Source organism: Xanthomonas sp. NCPPB 1062 (genome assembly GCF_041481705.2).
GTDB lineage: Bacteria > Pseudomonadota > Gammaproteobacteria > Xanthomonadales > Xanthomonadaceae > Xanthomonas > Xanthomonas euvesicatoria.
Genome location: NZ_CM192987.1, coordinates 3,155,916 through 3,171,214, shown reverse-complemented (window position 1 = coordinate 3,171,214; position 15,299 = coordinate 3,155,916). Strand labels below are relative to the sequence as shown.

Sequence of the window (15,299 nt, the reverse complement as noted above, 5' to 3'; positions counted from 1 at the left end):
GGCGTTGCTGCGGGTGCCGGTCGCGTCTATTTGGCGTCGGCTGCCGGCGGCACGCGCAAGGCTGGCAGCAAGGTTGCCGGGTTGCCATCGTTGGGCGCGGCGGGAATACCCAGCAGCCGGGTCATCAGCGCATAGACATCCACGTTGTCGAAGCCTGGCAGTGTCTTGCCTTGCGCCAGATCCGGGCCTTGCGCCAGAAACACCGCCCGCATTGATGGCAATGCCGGATCGAAGCCATGCGAGCCACGTGTGCTCCGCTGCGCGCGTTTGGCAAGCTTGTCCGGGAAGAGTGCATCCCAACCTTCGTGCATCTGGCACACGATCGACGGAATGCGCGGGTGGCTGCCGTACTGCCAGCGTGCCGGCAGCTCCGCCTTGCGCCAGCAGTCGTAGTGGTCGTGCGCACCGAGCACGCTGGCCTCGGCAGCGTCCTGTTGCCCAGGCAATGGCTGCAAGCCGATCACCTGGCCATCGGTGATTGCGGTGGCGATCCGCGGCGGCGCGATGTCTTCCACGCTGATCGCATGCCCCGGCGCAACCTCGGCCATGCCATGGTCGGAGACCACGATGATGTTGGTGCGCGCACGCGTGCCATCGCGTTGCATGTCTGTCAGCAGCCGGCCGATGGCCGCATCCACCGCGCGCACGGCGTCGGCGTATTCGCGCGATTCCGGGCCGTGGTCGTGGCCGGCTTCGTCCACATGTTCGAAGTAGAGCGTGACGAAGCGGTTGCGCCGGGCGCCGTCGGTTTTCAGCCAGCCCCGCACTGCGTCCACGCGCGTGTCCAGGCGCACGCCTTTTTGATAATGGCGCCACTGCGACGGGCGTACGCCCTTGATTGCCGCCTCGCTGCCTGGCCACGACCAGGTGGCCGCATGCTGGCCGCTGTTTTCCACGCCCACCCACACCGGTTCGCCGCCCCACCAGCGCGCATCGCCCACCGCCTCGGACTTGCTCAACCAGAAACCCCCAAGCGTCGGGTCGCGCATGCTGTTGTGCACGATGCCGTGGTGGTCCGGGCGCAGCCCGGTGACCAGGGTGTAGTGATTGGGAAACGTCAGCGACGGATACGAGGGCGTCATCCAGCGCGCACGTACGCCTTCGCGTGCCAGTTGCGACAGGTTCGGCGTGATGCCGCGATCGAGCATGTCCGCGCGCAGGCCGTCGATGGAGATGAGCAGCAGTGTGTGCGGGGTGCTGGCCGATGCGGTATTGGGCGCTGCAGCCGGCACCTGCGTGGGCGCGCTGCGCGCAGATGGCTGGCTGCTACAGGCCGCAAGCAAGGCAAGCGCCGCTGCGGCAACTCCAAAACGTCGGTCGATCATGGCGTCAGTTTACGGCGCAGCGATGACGCCGCGAAGTCAGCCAGTGCGCACTGCCGAGGCAGGTGCAAACAGATCGTCGGCGCGCGCGGCGCCACGCGGGGACCAGCCTTCCAACTGCAATAAGGCCTGCTTGGTCGGCAGGCCGCCGCCGAAGCCGGTCAACGTGCCATTGACGCCGATCACGCGATGGCAGGGCAGCACGATCGGCAGCGGATTGCGTCCGTTGGCAGCGCCCACCGCGCGGCTCGCGGCCGGCTTGCCGACCGCCTGCGCAAGTTGCGCGTAGCTCCAGGTCTGCCCGAACGGAATCTGCGCCAGCGTGCGCCAGACCGTCAGCTGAAACGGTGTGCCGACCGGCGCCAGCGGCAGATCGAAACTGCGTCGCCCGCCATGCAGGTAATCGAGCAACTGTTCGCGTGCTTCGCGCACCAGCGGCGCATCGGGGTCGTGCAACCAGCGCGCACGGCCGATGGCGTCGTAGCGGTTCTGCGCGAACAGGATGTGGTGCACGCCGGTGTCGTCGGCGGCCACGCTCAGTGCGCCGATCGGCGAGGGAAAGGTGTCGTAGTGCAGTGTGCTCATGCGCGGGTGTCCTTGCGGTCGTTGGCCAGATGCCACAGGTGCAGCACGGCGTAGGCGCGCCACGGTCGCCACGCCTGCGAACGGGCGTCGGTGGCGCGTTCGCTCAGGCGCCCGGGAGCGCCGAGCACCTGCTGCAGGATCAGGTCGCCGGCCGGAAACGCGTCCGGATGCGACAACGCACGCATGGCCACGTAATGCGCGGTCCACGGCCCGATTCCGGGCAACGCGGTGCAGGCGGCGATGAAATCAGGCAGGCGCTGCCCGGCACCGAATTGGAGCTGGCCTTGCGCGCAGGCCGATGCCAGCGCACGCAGCGTGGCGGCGCGCGCACGCGGCAGGCCGAGTTGTTCCAGCGGCGCGTCGGCCAGCTGTTCGGGCGTGGGGAAACTGCGATCCAGTCCGGGTGGCATGTCGGCATGATGACCGCCATGACGGTTCACCAGCCGCGCTGCCAGCGTTGCTGCGCCGGCCACGCTGATCTGCTGGCCCAGCACCGCACGCACCGCCACTTCGAAGCCGTCCCACCCGCCGGGTACGCGCAGCCCGGGGCGGCGCGCGAGCGCCTCGGCCAGCAACGGTTCCGGCGCGAGCGTGGCGTGCACGGCCTGCAGGTCTGCATCCAGATCGAATAGCCGGCGCACGCGCCGCACGATCTGCGGAATCTGGCGCGGGTCGGTGGCGCCGATGCGCAGCAGCAGTTCCGCGCGCTGCGGTGCCGCGCTGACCTCGATCACGCTGGCCTTGCCCGGCGGGCCGATGACGCGCCGGTAGCCGTTGGCATCGACCTGCTCGATGCCCGGGATCGCGCGGCGCTGCAAGAAGGCCAGCATCGCCGGCAGATCCAGTGGCGGGCGATAGCCCAGGCGCAATGTCAGTTCGCCGCCGGGGACCTCGGTACGCTGCTTGCGCAATGCAGAGGGCGGCATGCCGCAGCCCTGCACGAAGGCCGCGTTGAAGCGGCGCAGGCTGTTGAAGCCTGCCGCAAGCGCGACCTCGGTGACCGGCAGGGCGGTTTCGGTCAGCAATTGCTTGGCCAGCAGCAGCCGATGCGTGCCGTGCACCTGGATCGGCGTGGCGCCCAGCTGCTGCACGAATTGCCGCTGCAGTTGGCGCGCGCTCAAGCCCACCGCATCGGCCAGCGTCTGCACCGGCTGCTCCTGCAGCGCGCCGTCGGCAATCATCGCCAGCGCACGCTGCACGCTTTCTTCGCCCAGATGTTGCTGCGCCTGCGGCGACAGCTCCGGCCGGCAGCGCAGGCACGGCCGGTAGCCGGCGGCGCTGGCTGCCGCGGCAGTGGGGTAGTAACTGACATTGGCCGGCTTCGGCGGCGGCGCCGGACACACCGGGCGGCAATAGATGCCGGTGCTGCGCACGGCGGTGAAAAACAGCCCGTCGAAGCGTGCATCGCGTGCCAGGCGCGCGCGGTCGCATTGGGTTCGGTCGGGCGTTGCGGTCTGCATGGCGCCAGTCTATGCGCTCGCCCTGGCGCCGGCTGGCCGTTTTCGGACAGGGTTGCGGCGAGCCCGCGCGTTCATGGCCGGGTCAACCCATCGACCCATTCAGCCATAGACTGCGGGTGATCTCCGTCGCGCTCCGTGCCCCACATCATGCTGAAATCGGTTTGTCTGTCATTTGCCTGCTTGCTCCTGCTGGCCGCCTGCGATCGGTCGGCGACCTCCGCCGATGCAGCGGTTGCGCAGCAGAGTGGTGCAGGGCAGGCAAGCGATGGCGATCACATGGTGTCGGTGGATACGCCCGACCCGGTCCCGCCACCGCGCCCGCGCACGCAGGCGGGCGAGGCCGGCTGGCCGCAGGCGGAACTGGAATCGGGCCAGGCCTGGATCAGCTGCGCGACCGATTACAGCCGCGAGGCCGGCGACGGCACGTTGTTGCCGGCACTGGACCGGGCCAGCGTGGAAGCGGCGCTGGCGCCGTGCCGCGAGACCGGGCTGGTGCGGGTGCGCTACGCCGGCAAGATCAATGCGGGTTTTGCGGCGCTGGTGTGGCGGCTGGCCTCGGTCGCGGAGCAGTGGAAGTTGCCGCATCGCATCCTGGACCTGGATTCCAGTGGCGGGCAGGTGGAGGCGGCGATCCGCGCCGGCGATACCATCGGCGAATCCAACTGGACCATCTGGGTGCGCGAAGGCTCGATCTGCCACAGCGCCTGCGTGTTCGTGCTGGCGGCCGGCGACAACCGCCTGGTCGCCGGCAAGGTCGGCATTCACCGCATGATGCGGATCAGCTCCAAGGCCACTTCGCGCGCCGAGCTCAATCGCGAACTGCGCGAGGTCTACGGCAACGTCAAGGATTACCTGGAGCGCAACGGCGTGGCGGTGGCGGTGGCCGACCTGATGATGACCGTGCCCAACCGCAGCCTGCGCCTGCTCAGCGTGGAAGAGTTGCGCGAATACGGGCTGGACGGCACCAACGCCGTGCAGGACGATCTGGAACGCATCCGCCAGATGCGCAAGTGCGGCGATGCCTTCGTACGCCGCAAGGACGCGTTTCTGGTCGCCTTCGACCAGAAGTGCAAGGGCGAGGGCGCAGACCTGGACGCGGTCAATGCCTGCGGCCTGGCCTTGAAGCAGCGCTTCGGCTTTCCGGATGCGGCCTGCCCGGAAGAAAGCCCGCTGGCCGAAACCGATGCCGCGGCGCTGCCGGCCAGCCCGACGTCCGAGACGCAGACCGGTGAGGCGCAGGCCGGCCAGACGCACAACGACCAAGCCCAGCGCGATGCCGCAGGTGCGGCGACACCTGCAGCCGAGCCAGACTCCGCGCCAGCGCAGGACGCGGCCCAGGCCGGCCCGTCGCCCGCGACGCACCCCGACGGTTGAGCGCAGTGATGGGCTTCACGCGTATCGCACTGCGCGCTGCCTATCGTCGCTGCATCACAACCGAGCCGGGGGGCGTATGCGAGGCAAGACCAAGGGTGTGTTACTGGCATATCTACCTTCGGCCCTGTTGGTGCTGGTTGGCTTCGGTGTGGCCGAGCTGCTGCGTCTGGCCGCTGCCGCGATGCACGAACAATGGCCGGCGACGCTGGCCACCTGGCTGAGTCTGGCGGCGCTGATTGCCGCGATCGCGCGTGCCTTCTGGGTCAGTTGGCGTCTGTGGCGGCCGCGCGGCGTGGCGGCCGTACCGCCGGCTCCCGGGAGCGAGGTCTAGATCGCGTTGACAACGGCAATGGGAATTCAAGGTTGGTGCGTGCCTGTGCGGAATGCGCGCCTGGTCACTTCACGTGATTGCGGCACGCGTCCGCGCACCCAGCCGAGCCCGACATCTGCAGCATGCCTGCCACTCCAGACAGAAGGATGAAACGCCGCTGCCAGACCTGATGACTTCCAATGCGCGCATTGGTGGCCGGAGGTCTCTGCTCGCCGCTTGCGCGCTCGAGAAGTGTGTTTTCCAAAAGGCCCGCGTCAGCGCTTGCCTTCGCCTTCAGCGCCGTCCCCGGACCTGCACCCGCAGACTTGTGTTGCGCATGACGCGCTCTAGACTGCGCTACCCACTAAAAGGTGGGTGGCGCCTCTCCCTTTCCACCCGATCCGTACAAGGTCCCCATCCAATGCTTCGTTCTCGTCTGGTTATCGTGTTGGCACTGGCTCCAGCGCTGGCGTTCGCTCAACAACCGCAGGCGGCCGGTCGCCCTGCCAGCCCGGCGGCAGCGCAACCGGCCGCTGCAGCGCCCGCAGGGCAGCCGGCGCTCAGCCCGGCGCAGCAGGCGCAGCTGACCAAGCAGAACACCGAGATGACTCAGGCCGCCTTGCGCGTGGCGCAGATGGTGGACGGCAACCAGGTCGCGTCCTTGTGGGATGGCGCGTCCAAGGTGGCCAAGACCGCGGTCAAGCGCGACGTCTTCGTCAGCCAGATCGGCACCGAACGCGCGCGGCTGGGTGCGGTGGTGGGGCGCGGGCAGGGCTCGGTCACGCGGGTCAAGTACGGTCCCGGCGCGCAGGTGCCCGAAGGCCTGTATGTCAACGTCAGCTTCCCGACCCGTTTCGCCAAGGCGCAGCAGCCGGTCCGCGAGCTGGTCTCGTTCCGTCTGGACGAAGACAAGACCTGGCGGTTGGCCGGTTACAGCCTGCGCACGGCGGTGAAGTGATGTTTCCATCGGCCGGGAGAAACGTATGCCACTGACGATCGAGCTGCAGATGCTGGGCTGGGCGATGGTGCTCGGGCTGGTGCAATTACTGGCCGCCTCGGCCAGCATGACCGCCCAGCGCGGCACCAAGTGGAATGCCAGCGCACGCGATGGCGAGGCCAAGCCGCTCACCGGCGTGGCGGCGCGGTTGGACCGTGCGTTTCGCAATTATCTCGAGACCTTTCCGATCTTCGCGGCCGCCGTGCTGGCGGTGAGCGTAGCCGGGCGCACCAGCGCAGAAACAGCACTCGCCGTGCAGCTCTACCTGTGGGCGCGCGTGGCGTATGTGCCGGTGTATGCCGCGGGTATTCCGTACCTGCGCAGCGCCATCTGGGTGGTGTCGTTCTGGGGCATCATCAAACTGGTGCGCGCACTGCTGGGCATTTGATGCAGCGTTGCCGGCGGGTGTGAGCTTCAATCAGTCGCTTGCACCCGCGCCAGGATTGCATCGATGGCCGCCTGCGTATCGCCGGTATGCAGGGCTTGCTCCAGCAGTGGAATCACCCAGGCGCAACCGGCCCTGGTCACCTCTGCACGCCAGTCGCCGCGCCAGGCATCCAGTTCGTGCAAGGCCAGCATGCTGCAGCCGCCTCGCTCGGCATGGCCGCCGCGGATGGACTGCTCCAGCCAGAACGGCTGGTCCGAGTCGATGGCGATCGAAAAAACACAGACGTCGTGGGTTGGATCGTCGGCCGAAGGTGCGTTGTTGCGCCGGCCGATCTCCACCACCTTCATGCGTCAGGCTCGGCGTCCGGGTTCCATGCCAATACGCGAATTTCCACATCGTCCAGCTGCACCAGCTGACCGGGACGGATCTTGGCGGTCTTGCGCAGCTCCTGCACGCCGTCGACGCTGACCGCGCCGCTGGCGACGATCGCCTTGCCCTGGCCGCCGCTGTCGGCAATGCCGGCCAGCTTGAGCAACTGGTTGAGTTCGATGTAGTCGCCGTCCAGGTCGAATTCCAGGTATTGCATGGTGTGCTCGGTGGCAGGGAGGCCGCGATTATCCGCCTACTCGCGCTGGAAGCGCGCGATCTGTTCCAGCAGGGTTTCGGTGCGGGCGACGCTGCGGCCGGCATGCGCGGCGTCCAGGCGTTCCAGCCAGGGGTGACCGCTGCGCTGCAGCCGTCGATAGCCCAGCCAGGTGCCGATGCCGCCGAGGACGCCCACCAGCAGGTTGCATAACAGCCAGGCGTACGGCAACGAAACGCCCGTGAAGGTCCGCCACGCAGCGTCTGCCACTGCCACCCACAGCACCCAGAACGCCACGCCCAGCCACGGCGCCACGCGTGTGCGCCAGCGCCGCAGCTGTGCAAGCGCGCGCTGTGTCTGCAGCAGTGGCCTGGCGAAATCCAACTGCGACAACAGCCACAGTTGACGGGCCGCAGACGCAGCCAGCGCAACGCACCACGCCTGCAGCAACACGCCGCCGACGACGGCAGCGGCCTGTTCGGCGAAACTGAGCCAACTGTGGGCAACGATGCCACTCACTGCGATGGCGCACAGCAGTTGCGCCGACTGGCTCAGCCACAACGGGCGCAGGTGCGCGCGTGCTGCGTGGCTGCGCAGGTCGCCGAGCACCTGGCCGGTGAGTGCGGCTTGTTGGTCCAGCCGTTGTTCCAGCGAACGCCAGGCCAGGGCGATGTCGTCCAGTTCCATGTCTTGCTCCGGTTGCGGATCGGTGGGGTTCACAGCTCGGCGCGAATGCGCGTTTTCAGTCGGCTGAGTTTGGTGGCGACATTGGTTTCGCTGATGCCGAGCACTTCGCCGATTTCGCGATAGCTGTGCTCGTCCAGATAGAGCAACAGCAGCGCGCGTTCCAGCGGCGGTTGCTGTGCGATGAAGGCATACAGCACGGCCACCTGTTGCGCGCGTACAGGGTCGTGCGCCTGTGGATCGGCGATGCGCTCCATCACCGCATCCAGCGCGATCGGCTCGCCGGCCGCGCGGCGGCCGCGCAGATCGCTGATCGCCACGTTCAGGGCGATGCGGTACATCCAGGTGGAAAAGCGCCGACCCGGGTCGTAGCCGGGAAATGCCCGCCACAGTTGCGTGGCGATTTCCTGCGCCAGTTCGTCGCGGTCGTCGCGTCCGCGGCAATAGCTGGCCGCCACCTTCAGCACGATGCCGCGATGCTGCTGCAGCAGGGCGCTGAAGCGGGTGTGCAGGTCTGTGTCCAGGGGCGTGGCTCCGGTCGGGCAGGTCAAGGGACGACACGGGGGATGATTCGCGCAGCAGCGCAATTCCTCACAACCTGAATGGACTGTCACGAAAATTTCGACAGCAAGGGGGCTGAAGAGGCACACTATGCTGCTTTGCGCCTGCCGGCTCCGTGCGGCGCCTCCGGAGTTACCCATGACCCAAGAATCTTCCGCGCCGCTGCTGTTTGCAGATCTCGGCCTCTCGGACGCTGTGATGAAGGCCGTTGCCAATGTCGGCTACGAGTCGCCGTCGCCGATCCAGGCTGCCACCATCCCAGCGTTGCTGGCCGGTCGCGATGTGCTCGGCCAGGCCCAGACCGGCACCGGCAAGACCGCCGCGTTCGCGCTGCCGGTGCTGTCCAACGCCGATCTCCACCAGGTCAAGCCGCAGGCATTGGTGCTGGCCCCGACCCGCGAACTGGCCATCCAGGTCGCCGAGGCGTTCCAGAAATATGCCGAAGCCATTCCCGGCTTCCGCGTGCTGCCGGTCTACGGCGGCCAGCCGTATGCCCAGCAGCTGAGCGCGCTCAAGCGCGGCGTGCATGTGGTGGTCGGTACCCCGGGCCGGGTGATCGATCACCTGGACCGCGGCACCCTGGATCTGTCGCAGCTCAAGACGCTGGTGCTGGACGAAGCCGACGAAATGCTGCGCATGGGCTTCATCGACGACGTCGAAGCGGTGCTGAAGAAGTTGCCGGAGCAGCGCCAGGTGGCCTTGTTCTCGGCCACCATGCCGCCGGCCATCCGCCGTATCGCGCAGACCTATCTGAAGGACCCGGCCGAAGTCACCATCGCGGCCAAGACCACCACCTCGGCCAACATCCGCCAGCGCTACTGGTGGGTGAGCGGGCTGCACAAGCTGGACGCGTTGACCCGCATTCTCGAGGTCGAGCCGTTCGACGGCATGATCATCTTCGCGCGCACCAAGGCGGCCACCGAAGAGCTGGCGCAGAAGCTGCAGGCGCGCGGCATGGCGGCCGCGGCCATCAACGGCGACATGCAGCAGGCCGCACGCGAAAAGACCATCGCCCAGCTCAAGGACGGCAAGCTGGACATCCTGGTGGCCACCGACGTTGCCGCACGCGGTCTGGACGTGGAGCGCATCAGCCACGTGCTGAACTACGACATTCCCTACGACACCGAAAGCTACGTGCACCGCATCGGTCGTACCGGCCGTGCCGGGCGTAACGGCGACGCGATCCTGTTCGTGACGCCGCGCGAGAAGGGCATGCTGCGCTCCATCGAACGCGCCACCCGTCAGCCGATCGAAGAGATGCAGCTGCCGAGCGTGGACGCGGTCAACGACACCCGCGTCGCGCGTTTCATGAGCCGCATCACCGAGACCCTGGCCGGTGGCCAGATCGACATGTACCGCGACCTGCTGCAGCGCTACGAAGCCGAAAACAACGTGCCGGCGATCGATATCGCCGCCGCGCTGGCCAAGCTGCTGCAGGGCGATGCCCCGTTCCTGCTGACCCCGCCGGTGCGCGGTGCGCGCGAGGACACTGCGCCGCGCGAACGTCATGAGCGTGCCGACCGCGGCGATCGCCCCCGCTTCGAGCCGAAGTTCGAACGTGGCCCGCGTGCCGACGGCGAGCGCGCTGCACGCCCGCCGCGCGGTGACGATGCCGGCGAGCGTCCACGCCGCGAGCCGGCCCCACGTGGCGAGCCGGAGTTCGGCATGGAGAGCTACCGCATCGAAGTGGGCCACAGCCACGGCGTGAAGCCGGCCAACATCGTCGGCGCGATCGCCAACGAAGCCGGGCTGGAAAGCCGCTATATCGGTCGTATCGACATCCAGGACGATTACTCGATTCTGGATCTGCCGGCCGACATGCCGCGCGAACTGCTGCAGCACCTCAAGAAGGTCTGGGTGTCTGGCCAGCAGCTCAACATGCGCAAGCTGGAAGACGGCGAAGCGGCCGCAGCGGCGTCCAAGCCGCGCTTCCCGCGTGGCGGCAAGCCGTCCGGTCGCCCGAACGGCCCGGGCCGTCCGATGGACCGCGCCGGCGCGCCGCACCGCAAGGGTCCGCCGAAGCCGCGCGGCGAGTAAGGCTGCCCGGCCCTGCTTGCAGGGATCCTGCAGACGGTCGGGTTGCCCAGTATCGCTATGCATCCAAGGGCATAACGAGCAGGTAAGGCGTTACGGCGCCTCGAGGCGGCGGCGATCAGGCTGATCTAGTCAGCGTCGCTAACCCCGGTCGCATCACGCCAAGCGGGCATAGCCATACAGACTCGGCCGTTGCGGCCGTTACTGCCTTCAGGCGCCCAGTGGGCGCCTGAATCGCATTGGGGCGGCGAAGGACGGACGGCGATGGCGCAAGCAGTACGCGGCAAGGGCGGTGGGCAGACCATGCACCTGGTGCGTGGCTGGCTGACGCTTCCTCTGGCGCTGTTGATCGGCATCGCCGTCTGCATGACGGTGGTGTCGGCGCTGGTGATCGAAGTCCAGTCCGGTGCGACCGCCTGGATCGTTGGCCAAAGTCATTGGTCCAACGCCCAGCAAGAATCGGTGTACTGGATGGAGCGCTACCTGGGCAGCGGGGATACGGCCGATCTGCAGGCCGCCTGCCGCGCGCTGGAAGTGCCGCTGGGCGACCGCGCCGCACGCGTGGCGATCGAACAGCCGATGATCGATTGGGACGCGGTCTACGCTGGTCTGACCGCTGGGCGTAATGCCCATGAAGACATGCCGCAAATGGTGCGGCTGTATCGCTACGGGCACCAATTTCCGTATCTCGGCGACGCCATCGCGCTGTGGAAGCGCACCGACGCCGGCATCCTGCAACTGAGCAATCTGGCCGACCGCGCCGCTTCGGTGCAGGCCGCCAACCGGCCCGACCCGCGTGCGTTGCAGGCACTGCGCGATGAACTGCATCTGCTGGACGGCCGCATGCGTCACGACGCGTCCGAATTTCTGGCCTACCTGACCCGCTGCGCGCGGCTGCTGCACGATGTGATGGTGGTCTGCAGCCTGGCCACCTTGCTGCTGGTGTTGATCACCTGCGTACTGGCGATGCGGCGCATTCGCGATTATCTGCTGTCGCATGAAGGCCGCTTCCGTACCGCGTTTCAGCAGGCGGCGCTGGGCATGGTCAAGTTCGATCTGCGCGGCAACGTGCTGGATGCGAACGCGTCGATGGCCAACGTGCTGCTCTACCGGCCCGAAGAATTGCAGGCCTGCACCTTGGCCGAGGTGATGCATCCGGAAGACATCAAGCTGGACAGCCGCGGCATGCTCGATTGGCCCAAGCTGCTGCAGTCCGGCGAATTGCGCTTCGTGCGTGCCGACGGCGGGGTGATGTGGGGCCGCTGGAGCGCGTCGTTGGTCGAGCCGGGGCCGGAAGAGCCGACCCTGGTGCTGGCGGTGATCGAAGATGTCTCGCACGCGCACGAGCTGGCCGACGAAGTGGCCTTCCATGCGCGCCACGACGCGATGACCGGGCTGATCAACCGGCATGAAATCGAACGCCGGCTGCTGCGCCTGATCGAGCTGCCGCAATCGCCGCAGATGTGCCACGCGCTGTGCTTTGTCGACCTGGATCATTTCAAGCTGGTCAACGACACCTTCGGGCATGCGGTCGGCGACAAGTTCCTGTGCCACTTCGCCGACGTGATCACCATGCAGCTGCGTTCTGGCGATTGGTTGGGGCGTCTGGGCGGCGATGAGTTCGCCATCCTGCTGGCCAATACCGACCTGGCGCAGGCGCAGGCCGTGCTGGAACGCATGCACGGCGTGCTCGGTCAACCGTGGAGCCATCAAGGCGGGCGACCGCTGACGCCCAGTTGCAGTTTTGGCGTGGTGGAGATTCGCCACGGCGTCAGCGACCTCACTACCTTGATGACCGCCGCCGATCTGGCTTGTCATGCGGCCAAGGAAGAAGGGCGCAACCGCGTTCGCTGCTTCAACGAGAACGATCTGGCACTGGCGCAGCGCCGCCACGATGGTGGCTGGATCAGTGCGGTGCAACAGGCGATCGCCGAAGAGCGTTTGCTGCTGTACGCGCAGAAAATCCAGGTGCTGAACGACCCGGGACGCCTGCAGTACGAGGTGCTGGTGCGCATGCGCGCCAGCGACGGGCGGGTGCTGAGCCCGGGTGAATTCTTGCCGGCAGTGGAGCGTTACGGCCTGGGGCGCATGGTCGATACCTATGTGCTGGAAGCGCTGTGCGCGCAGTTGGCGGCCAATCCGATGCATGTGGCGATGCTGGACCTGTGCCACGTCAATCTGTCTGCACAATCGATCGCGCAGCCGGATTTTCTCGACGTCGTCTGCGCCCTGTTCGAGCGCTACCCGGCACTGGTGCCGAAGCTGTGCATGGAGATCACCGAGACCGCGGTCATCGGCGATCTGGAACACGCGCAGCGTTTCGTGCAGAGCGTGCGCGCACGCGGGTGTCACGTGGCGCTGGACGATTTCGGCAGCGGCCTGGCCTCGTTCGGCTATCTCAAGCAATTCACCGTGGACGTGTTGAAGATCGATTGCGGCTTCGTCCGCAACTATGCGCACGATGCAGTGGATCGCGCGGCGGTGCATTCGATCGCCCAGGTCGGGCTGGCGCTGGGCATCGAGGTGGTCGCCGAAGGCGTGGAATCGGAGGCCGACATCCCCGGGCTGCGTGAGGCCGGCGTGGGCCAGGTGCAGGGTTTCAGCCTGCATCGTCCATGCCCGCTGGAAGAACTGTTGCACACACCGCAGCTGGTGGCCGTCTCCGGGTAGCGCGCTTGACCCGGGCGATGTCGGGCAGCGTCAGGCCGGTGCTGCGTGTACAACGCGGCTGGCGACTGCCTGCTGCCGATTGCTGGCCCGGTCAGCCGGCATGGCGCACGGCCTGCTCCAAATCGCCGATAATTGGCAGATGACGATCCGACTCAACAAATACATCGCCGAAACCGGCTTCTGCTCACGCCGCGAGGCCGATCGCCTGATCGGCGAACGAAGGGTCACCGTCAATGGCGTACCCGCCGGCACCGGCGCGGTGGTCGGCGCGGAAGATACCGTGCTGGTGGATGGCCAGCCGCTACGCATACGCGAGGCCAAGAAGCTCGGTGGTCGCAAGCACGTCTACATCGCGCTCAACAAACCGGTGGGCATCACCTGCACCACCGAGAGTTCGGTCAAGGGCAATATCGTCGAATTCGTCGGTCACGAGCAGCGCATCTTCCCGATCGGCCGGCTCGACAAGGACTCCGAAGGGCTGATCCTGATGACCAGCAACGGCAACATCGTCAACGAGATCCTGCGCGCGGAAAATCGCCACCAGAAGGAATATCTGGTCGCGGTCAACAAACCGGTCACCGATGAATTCCTGCGCGGCATGGCACGCGGGGTGCGCATCCACAACGAAACCACATTGCCGTGCCGCACCGCACGCATTGCCAAATTCGGCTTCCGCATCGTGCTGGAGCAGGGCCTGAATCGGCAGATTCGCCTGATGGCTGCCGAGTTCGGCTACCGGGTGACGCAACTGCGCCGGGTGCGCATCGACAACATCAAGCTGGCTGCGCTCAAGCCGGGGCAGTGGCGCAACCTCAGCGACGCGGAATTGCGCGACCTGCTGCCGCAACGCACCGACTGGTAAGCGCCTGTGCCGGGCCGGCTGCATCGCAGTCAGGTCAGCGCAGCCGGCGTTTCGGACACGGCACATGCCCGCGCTGTAGTGCCGTGCTGCCGCACCAAACGTGCAACGCCGTGCCGGGTGCTTGCGCCCGCTGTATGGATCGCGCTTCGAAATATCCGATGCCGGCCGGGGCGGCGCTTACGGCGCTGCAGCGTAGGGTGCGCCCGATGGTGGCACTTGCCGGGCTCCGGCATACTTTCACAGATAACAGCCAGGGGGCGGCAGTGATCAAACCGGAATTGCCGAGCAACGAGGCCGAGCGGCTGGCCGCGCTGCGCCAGTACGACGTGCTGGATACGCCAGCCGAACGTGCATTCGACGACCTGACCATGATTGCCTCCACGCTGTGCGAGACGCAGATGGCGGCGGTGGTGCTGGTGGACGAAGACCGGCAGTGGTTCAAGTCTGCGCACGGTGCGCCACGCAGCGAAGCACCACGCGATATCTCGTTCTGCGCGCACGCGATCCTGCGCCCGGACGAAGTGCTGATGGTGGACGACACCTTGCTGGACCCACGCTTCCACGATAACCCGATGGTGGTCGGTAGCGGCGGGGTGCGCTTCTATGCCGGCGCGCCGCTGGTGACCAGCCAGGGCCTGGCGCTGGGCTCGCTGTGCGTGTTCGACCAGACCCCGGCGCATCTGCGCGAAGACCAGCGCGAGGCCTTGCAGGCATTGTCGCGGCAGGCCTCGCAGCTGCTTGAGTTGCGGCTGGCCGGCAGGCAGTTGCGCCAGCAGTTGCACGAGCGCGAGTGGTACGAACAGCAGATGGCTGGCTATTACGCGCAGATGGATGCGTTGAACGCCGACCTGGTCGAACAGACCCGCACCGATCCGTTGACCGGCCTGCCCAACCGGCGCGCGTTCGCGGTGGCGTTGGCGGCGGCCACCGAACAGACGCGTGCGGTGGGCCAGCCGCTGTCGGTCGCGCTGCTGGACGTGGACCACTTCAAGACCGTCAACGACGTGCATGGGCACGATCAGGGCGATGCAGTGCTGCGCGAATTGTCCGCATTGTTGCGTGCGCATATGGCCGGTGCCGGCACCATCGCCCGGTATGGCGGCGAAGAATTCGTATTGCTGCTCCCCAATACGGATCTGCTGCAGGCACGCGTGCAATGCGAATACCTGCGCCAGAGCGTGGCGGCGATGACGATCGCGCTGCCGGTGACGGTGAGTATCGGTGTGGCGACCTTGTACCCGCAGGAAAGCGTGGAGGCAGTGATCAAGCGCGCCGACCAGGCCCTGTATGCGGCCAAGCGCGGTGGGCGCGATCAGGTGGTCGCACTGGAGTAGGGGCGCGTGGTTGCGCGCCTGCCGATGCAGATCGCCTGGCCAGCGCATGGGACGTCGATTGCCGTATGCCGGGCGGCGCGGACGCCGCGCGATGCAGCGTGAACGCCGGTGTGCTTCAACGCGGCGGTCGCTGTG

The 15,299-nt window shown here is 67.1% G+C and carries 15 protein-coding genes; 8 read left to right on the top strand and 7 right to left on the bottom strand.

Going from position 1 to position 15,299, the window contains the following annotated elements; genetic code table 11:
* Positions 1–26 precede the first annotated feature (26 nt).
* The 3 genes from ACCQ16_RS13840 to ACCQ16_RS13830 are packed head-to-tail and all read right to left on the bottom strand — an operon-like array spanning position 27 to position 3,367.
* A complete protein-coding gene (locus tag ACCQ16_RS13840; protein ID WP_372379984.1) occupies positions 27–1,325 on the bottom strand; it encodes an alkaline phosphatase family protein in 1,299 nt (432 codons plus the stop codon).
* A 36-nt stretch (positions 1,326–1,361) separates the two neighbouring features.
* Positions 1,362–1,907 carry a methylated-DNA--[protein]-cysteine S-methyltransferase gene (locus tag ACCQ16_RS13835; protein WP_218498591.1) on the bottom strand — a complete coding sequence of 182 codons (546 nt, stop codon included), beginning with the start codon at positions 1,905–1,907 and terminating at the stop codon, positions 1,362–1,364.
* A complete protein-coding gene (locus ACCQ16_RS13830; RefSeq protein WP_218498592.1) occupies positions 1,904–3,367 on the bottom strand; it encodes an AlkA N-terminal domain-containing protein in 1,464 nt (487 codons plus the stop codon). The genes ACCQ16_RS13835 and ACCQ16_RS13830 overlap by 4 nt, the downstream gene beginning before the upstream one ends.
* Before the next feature lie 147 nt (positions 3,368–3,514).
* Between ACCQ16_RS13830 and ACCQ16_RS13825 the strand changes: the two genes are divergently transcribed.
* From ACCQ16_RS13825 to ACCQ16_RS13810, 4 genes are all read left to right on the top strand, one after another.
* Complete coding sequence (locus tag ACCQ16_RS13825) at positions 3,515–4,741, top strand: COG3904 family protein (protein WP_218488708.1); 1,227 nt, start codon at positions 3,515–3,517, stop codon at positions 4,739–4,741.
* Positions 4,742–4,817: 76 nt separating this feature from the next.
* On the top strand, positions 4,818–5,072 hold the full coding sequence (locus ACCQ16_RS13820) for a hypothetical protein (protein ID WP_005912872.1): 255 nt from the start codon (positions 4,818–4,820) through the stop codon (positions 5,070–5,072).
* Positions 5,073–5,472: 400 nt separating this feature from the next.
* Positions 5,473–6,009 (top strand): DUF4019 domain-containing protein, encoded by a 537-nt coding sequence (locus ACCQ16_RS13815; RefSeq protein ID WP_011348040.1) that lies wholly within the window; start codon positions 5,473–5,475, stop codon positions 6,007–6,009.
* A gap of 25 nt (positions 6,010–6,034) precedes the next feature.
* The gene (locus ACCQ16_RS13810; protein ID WP_005912874.1) at positions 6,035–6,436 is read left to right on the top strand and encodes an MAPEG family protein; all 402 of its coding nucleotides are present in this window, start codon (positions 6,035–6,037) and stop codon (positions 6,434–6,436) included.
* Between the two features lie 26 nt (positions 6,437–6,462).
* Here the strand turns inward: ACCQ16_RS13810 and ACCQ16_RS13805 are convergent, their stop codons facing one another.
* From ACCQ16_RS13805 to ACCQ16_RS13790, 4 genes are read right to left on the bottom strand one after another with little or no spacing between them, the layout of a single operon-like run.
* Positions 6,463–6,783: a hypothetical protein gene (locus ACCQ16_RS13805; protein ID WP_184419946.1), complete on the bottom strand. Its 321-nt coding sequence runs from the start codon at positions 6,781–6,783 to the stop codon at positions 6,463–6,465.
* Positions 6,780–7,022, bottom strand: coding sequence for an RNA-binding S4 domain-containing protein (locus ACCQ16_RS13800; protein WP_005912879.1), 243 nt, complete (start codon positions 7,020–7,022; stop codon positions 6,780–6,782). Before ACCQ16_RS13800 ends, ACCQ16_RS13805 begins: the two co-directional genes overlap by 4 nt.
* A 36-nt stretch (positions 7,023–7,058) precedes the next feature.
* Positions 7,059–7,706, bottom strand: coding sequence for a hypothetical protein (locus tag ACCQ16_RS13795; RefSeq protein WP_277572637.1), 648 nt, complete (start codon positions 7,704–7,706; stop codon positions 7,059–7,061).
* Positions 7,707–7,735: 29 nt separating this feature from the next.
* Positions 7,736–8,254 (bottom strand): sigma-70 family RNA polymerase sigma factor, encoded by a 519-nt coding sequence (locus ACCQ16_RS13790; RefSeq protein WP_014090602.1) that lies wholly within the window; start codon positions 8,252–8,254, stop codon positions 7,736–7,738.
* A 148-nt stretch (positions 8,255–8,402) separates the two neighbouring features.
* Between ACCQ16_RS13790 and ACCQ16_RS13785 the strand changes: the two genes are divergently transcribed.
* The 4 genes from ACCQ16_RS13785 to ACCQ16_RS13770 all read left to right on the top strand — a co-directional run bounded on the left by ACCQ16_RS13785 (position 8,403) and on the right by ACCQ16_RS13770 (position 15,164).
* Positions 8,403–10,301 (top strand): DEAD/DEAH box helicase, encoded by a 1,899-nt coding sequence (locus tag ACCQ16_RS13785; RefSeq protein ID WP_046931892.1) that lies wholly within the window; start codon positions 8,403–8,405, stop codon positions 10,299–10,301.
* A 261-nt stretch (positions 10,302–10,562) separates the two neighbouring features.
* Entirely contained in the window at positions 10,563–12,968 is a 2,406-nt protein-coding gene (locus ACCQ16_RS13780) for a putative bifunctional diguanylate cyclase/phosphodiesterase (protein WP_008573503.1), read from the top strand.
* Between the two features lie 139 nt (positions 12,969–13,107).
* Positions 13,108–13,830: a pseudouridine synthase gene (locus ACCQ16_RS13775; RefSeq protein ID WP_277572638.1), complete on the top strand. Its 723-nt coding sequence runs from the start codon at positions 13,108–13,110 to the stop codon at positions 13,828–13,830.
* A 206-nt stretch (positions 13,831–14,036) separates the two neighbouring features.
* Complete coding sequence (locus ACCQ16_RS13770) at positions 14,037–15,164, top strand: GGDEF domain-containing protein (protein WP_011348033.1); 1,128 nt, start codon at positions 14,037–14,039, stop codon at positions 15,162–15,164.
* The last annotated feature ends 135 nt before the right edge of the window (positions 15,165–15,299 follow it).

Coding starts and splice junctions, on each gene's coding strand:
- ACCQ16_RS13830 (WP_218498592.1), bottom strand. CDS start 3,367: ATGCAGACCGCAACGCCCGACCGAACCCAATGCGACCGCGCGCGCCTG.
- ACCQ16_RS13795 (WP_277572637.1), bottom strand. CDS start 7,706: ATGGAACTGGACGACATCGCCCTGGCCTGGCGTTCGCTGGAACAACGG.
- ACCQ16_RS13805 (WP_184419946.1), bottom strand. CDS start 6,783: ATGAAGGTGGTGGAGATCGGCCGGCGCAACAACGCACCTTCGGCCGAC.
- ACCQ16_RS13820 (WP_005912872.1), top strand. CDS start 4,818: ATGCGAGGCAAGACCAAGGGTGTGTTACTGGCATATCTACCTTCGGCC.
- ACCQ16_RS13800 (WP_005912879.1), bottom strand. CDS start 7,022: ATGCAATACCTGGAATTCGACCTGGACGGCGACTACATCGAACTCAAC.
- ACCQ16_RS13840 (WP_372379984.1), bottom strand. CDS start 1,325: ATGATCGACCGACGTTTTGGAGTTGCCGCAGCGGCGCTTGCCTTGCTT.
- ACCQ16_RS13785 (WP_046931892.1), top strand. CDS start 8,403: ATGACCCAAGAATCTTCCGCGCCGCTGCTGTTTGCAGATCTCGGCCTC.
- ACCQ16_RS13775 (WP_277572638.1), top strand. CDS start 13,108: ATGACGATCCGACTCAACAAATACATCGCCGAAACCGGCTTCTGCTCA.
- ACCQ16_RS13780 (WP_008573503.1), top strand. CDS start 10,563: ATGGCGCAAGCAGTACGCGGCAAGGGCGGTGGGCAGACCATGCACCTG.
- ACCQ16_RS13770 (WP_011348033.1), top strand. CDS start 14,037: ATGGTGGCACTTGCCGGGCTCCGGCATACTTTCACAGATAACAGCCAG.
- ACCQ16_RS13810 (WP_005912874.1), top strand. CDS start 6,035: ATGCCACTGACGATCGAGCTGCAGATGCTGGGCTGGGCGATGGTGCTC.
- ACCQ16_RS13815 (WP_011348040.1), top strand. CDS start 5,473: ATGCTTCGTTCTCGTCTGGTTATCGTGTTGGCACTGGCTCCAGCGCTG.
- ACCQ16_RS13825 (WP_218488708.1), top strand. CDS start 3,515: ATGCTGAAATCGGTTTGTCTGTCATTTGCCTGCTTGCTCCTGCTGGCC.
- ACCQ16_RS13835 (WP_218498591.1), bottom strand. CDS start 1,907: ATGAGCACACTGCACTACGACACCTTTCCCTCGCCGATCGGCGCACTG.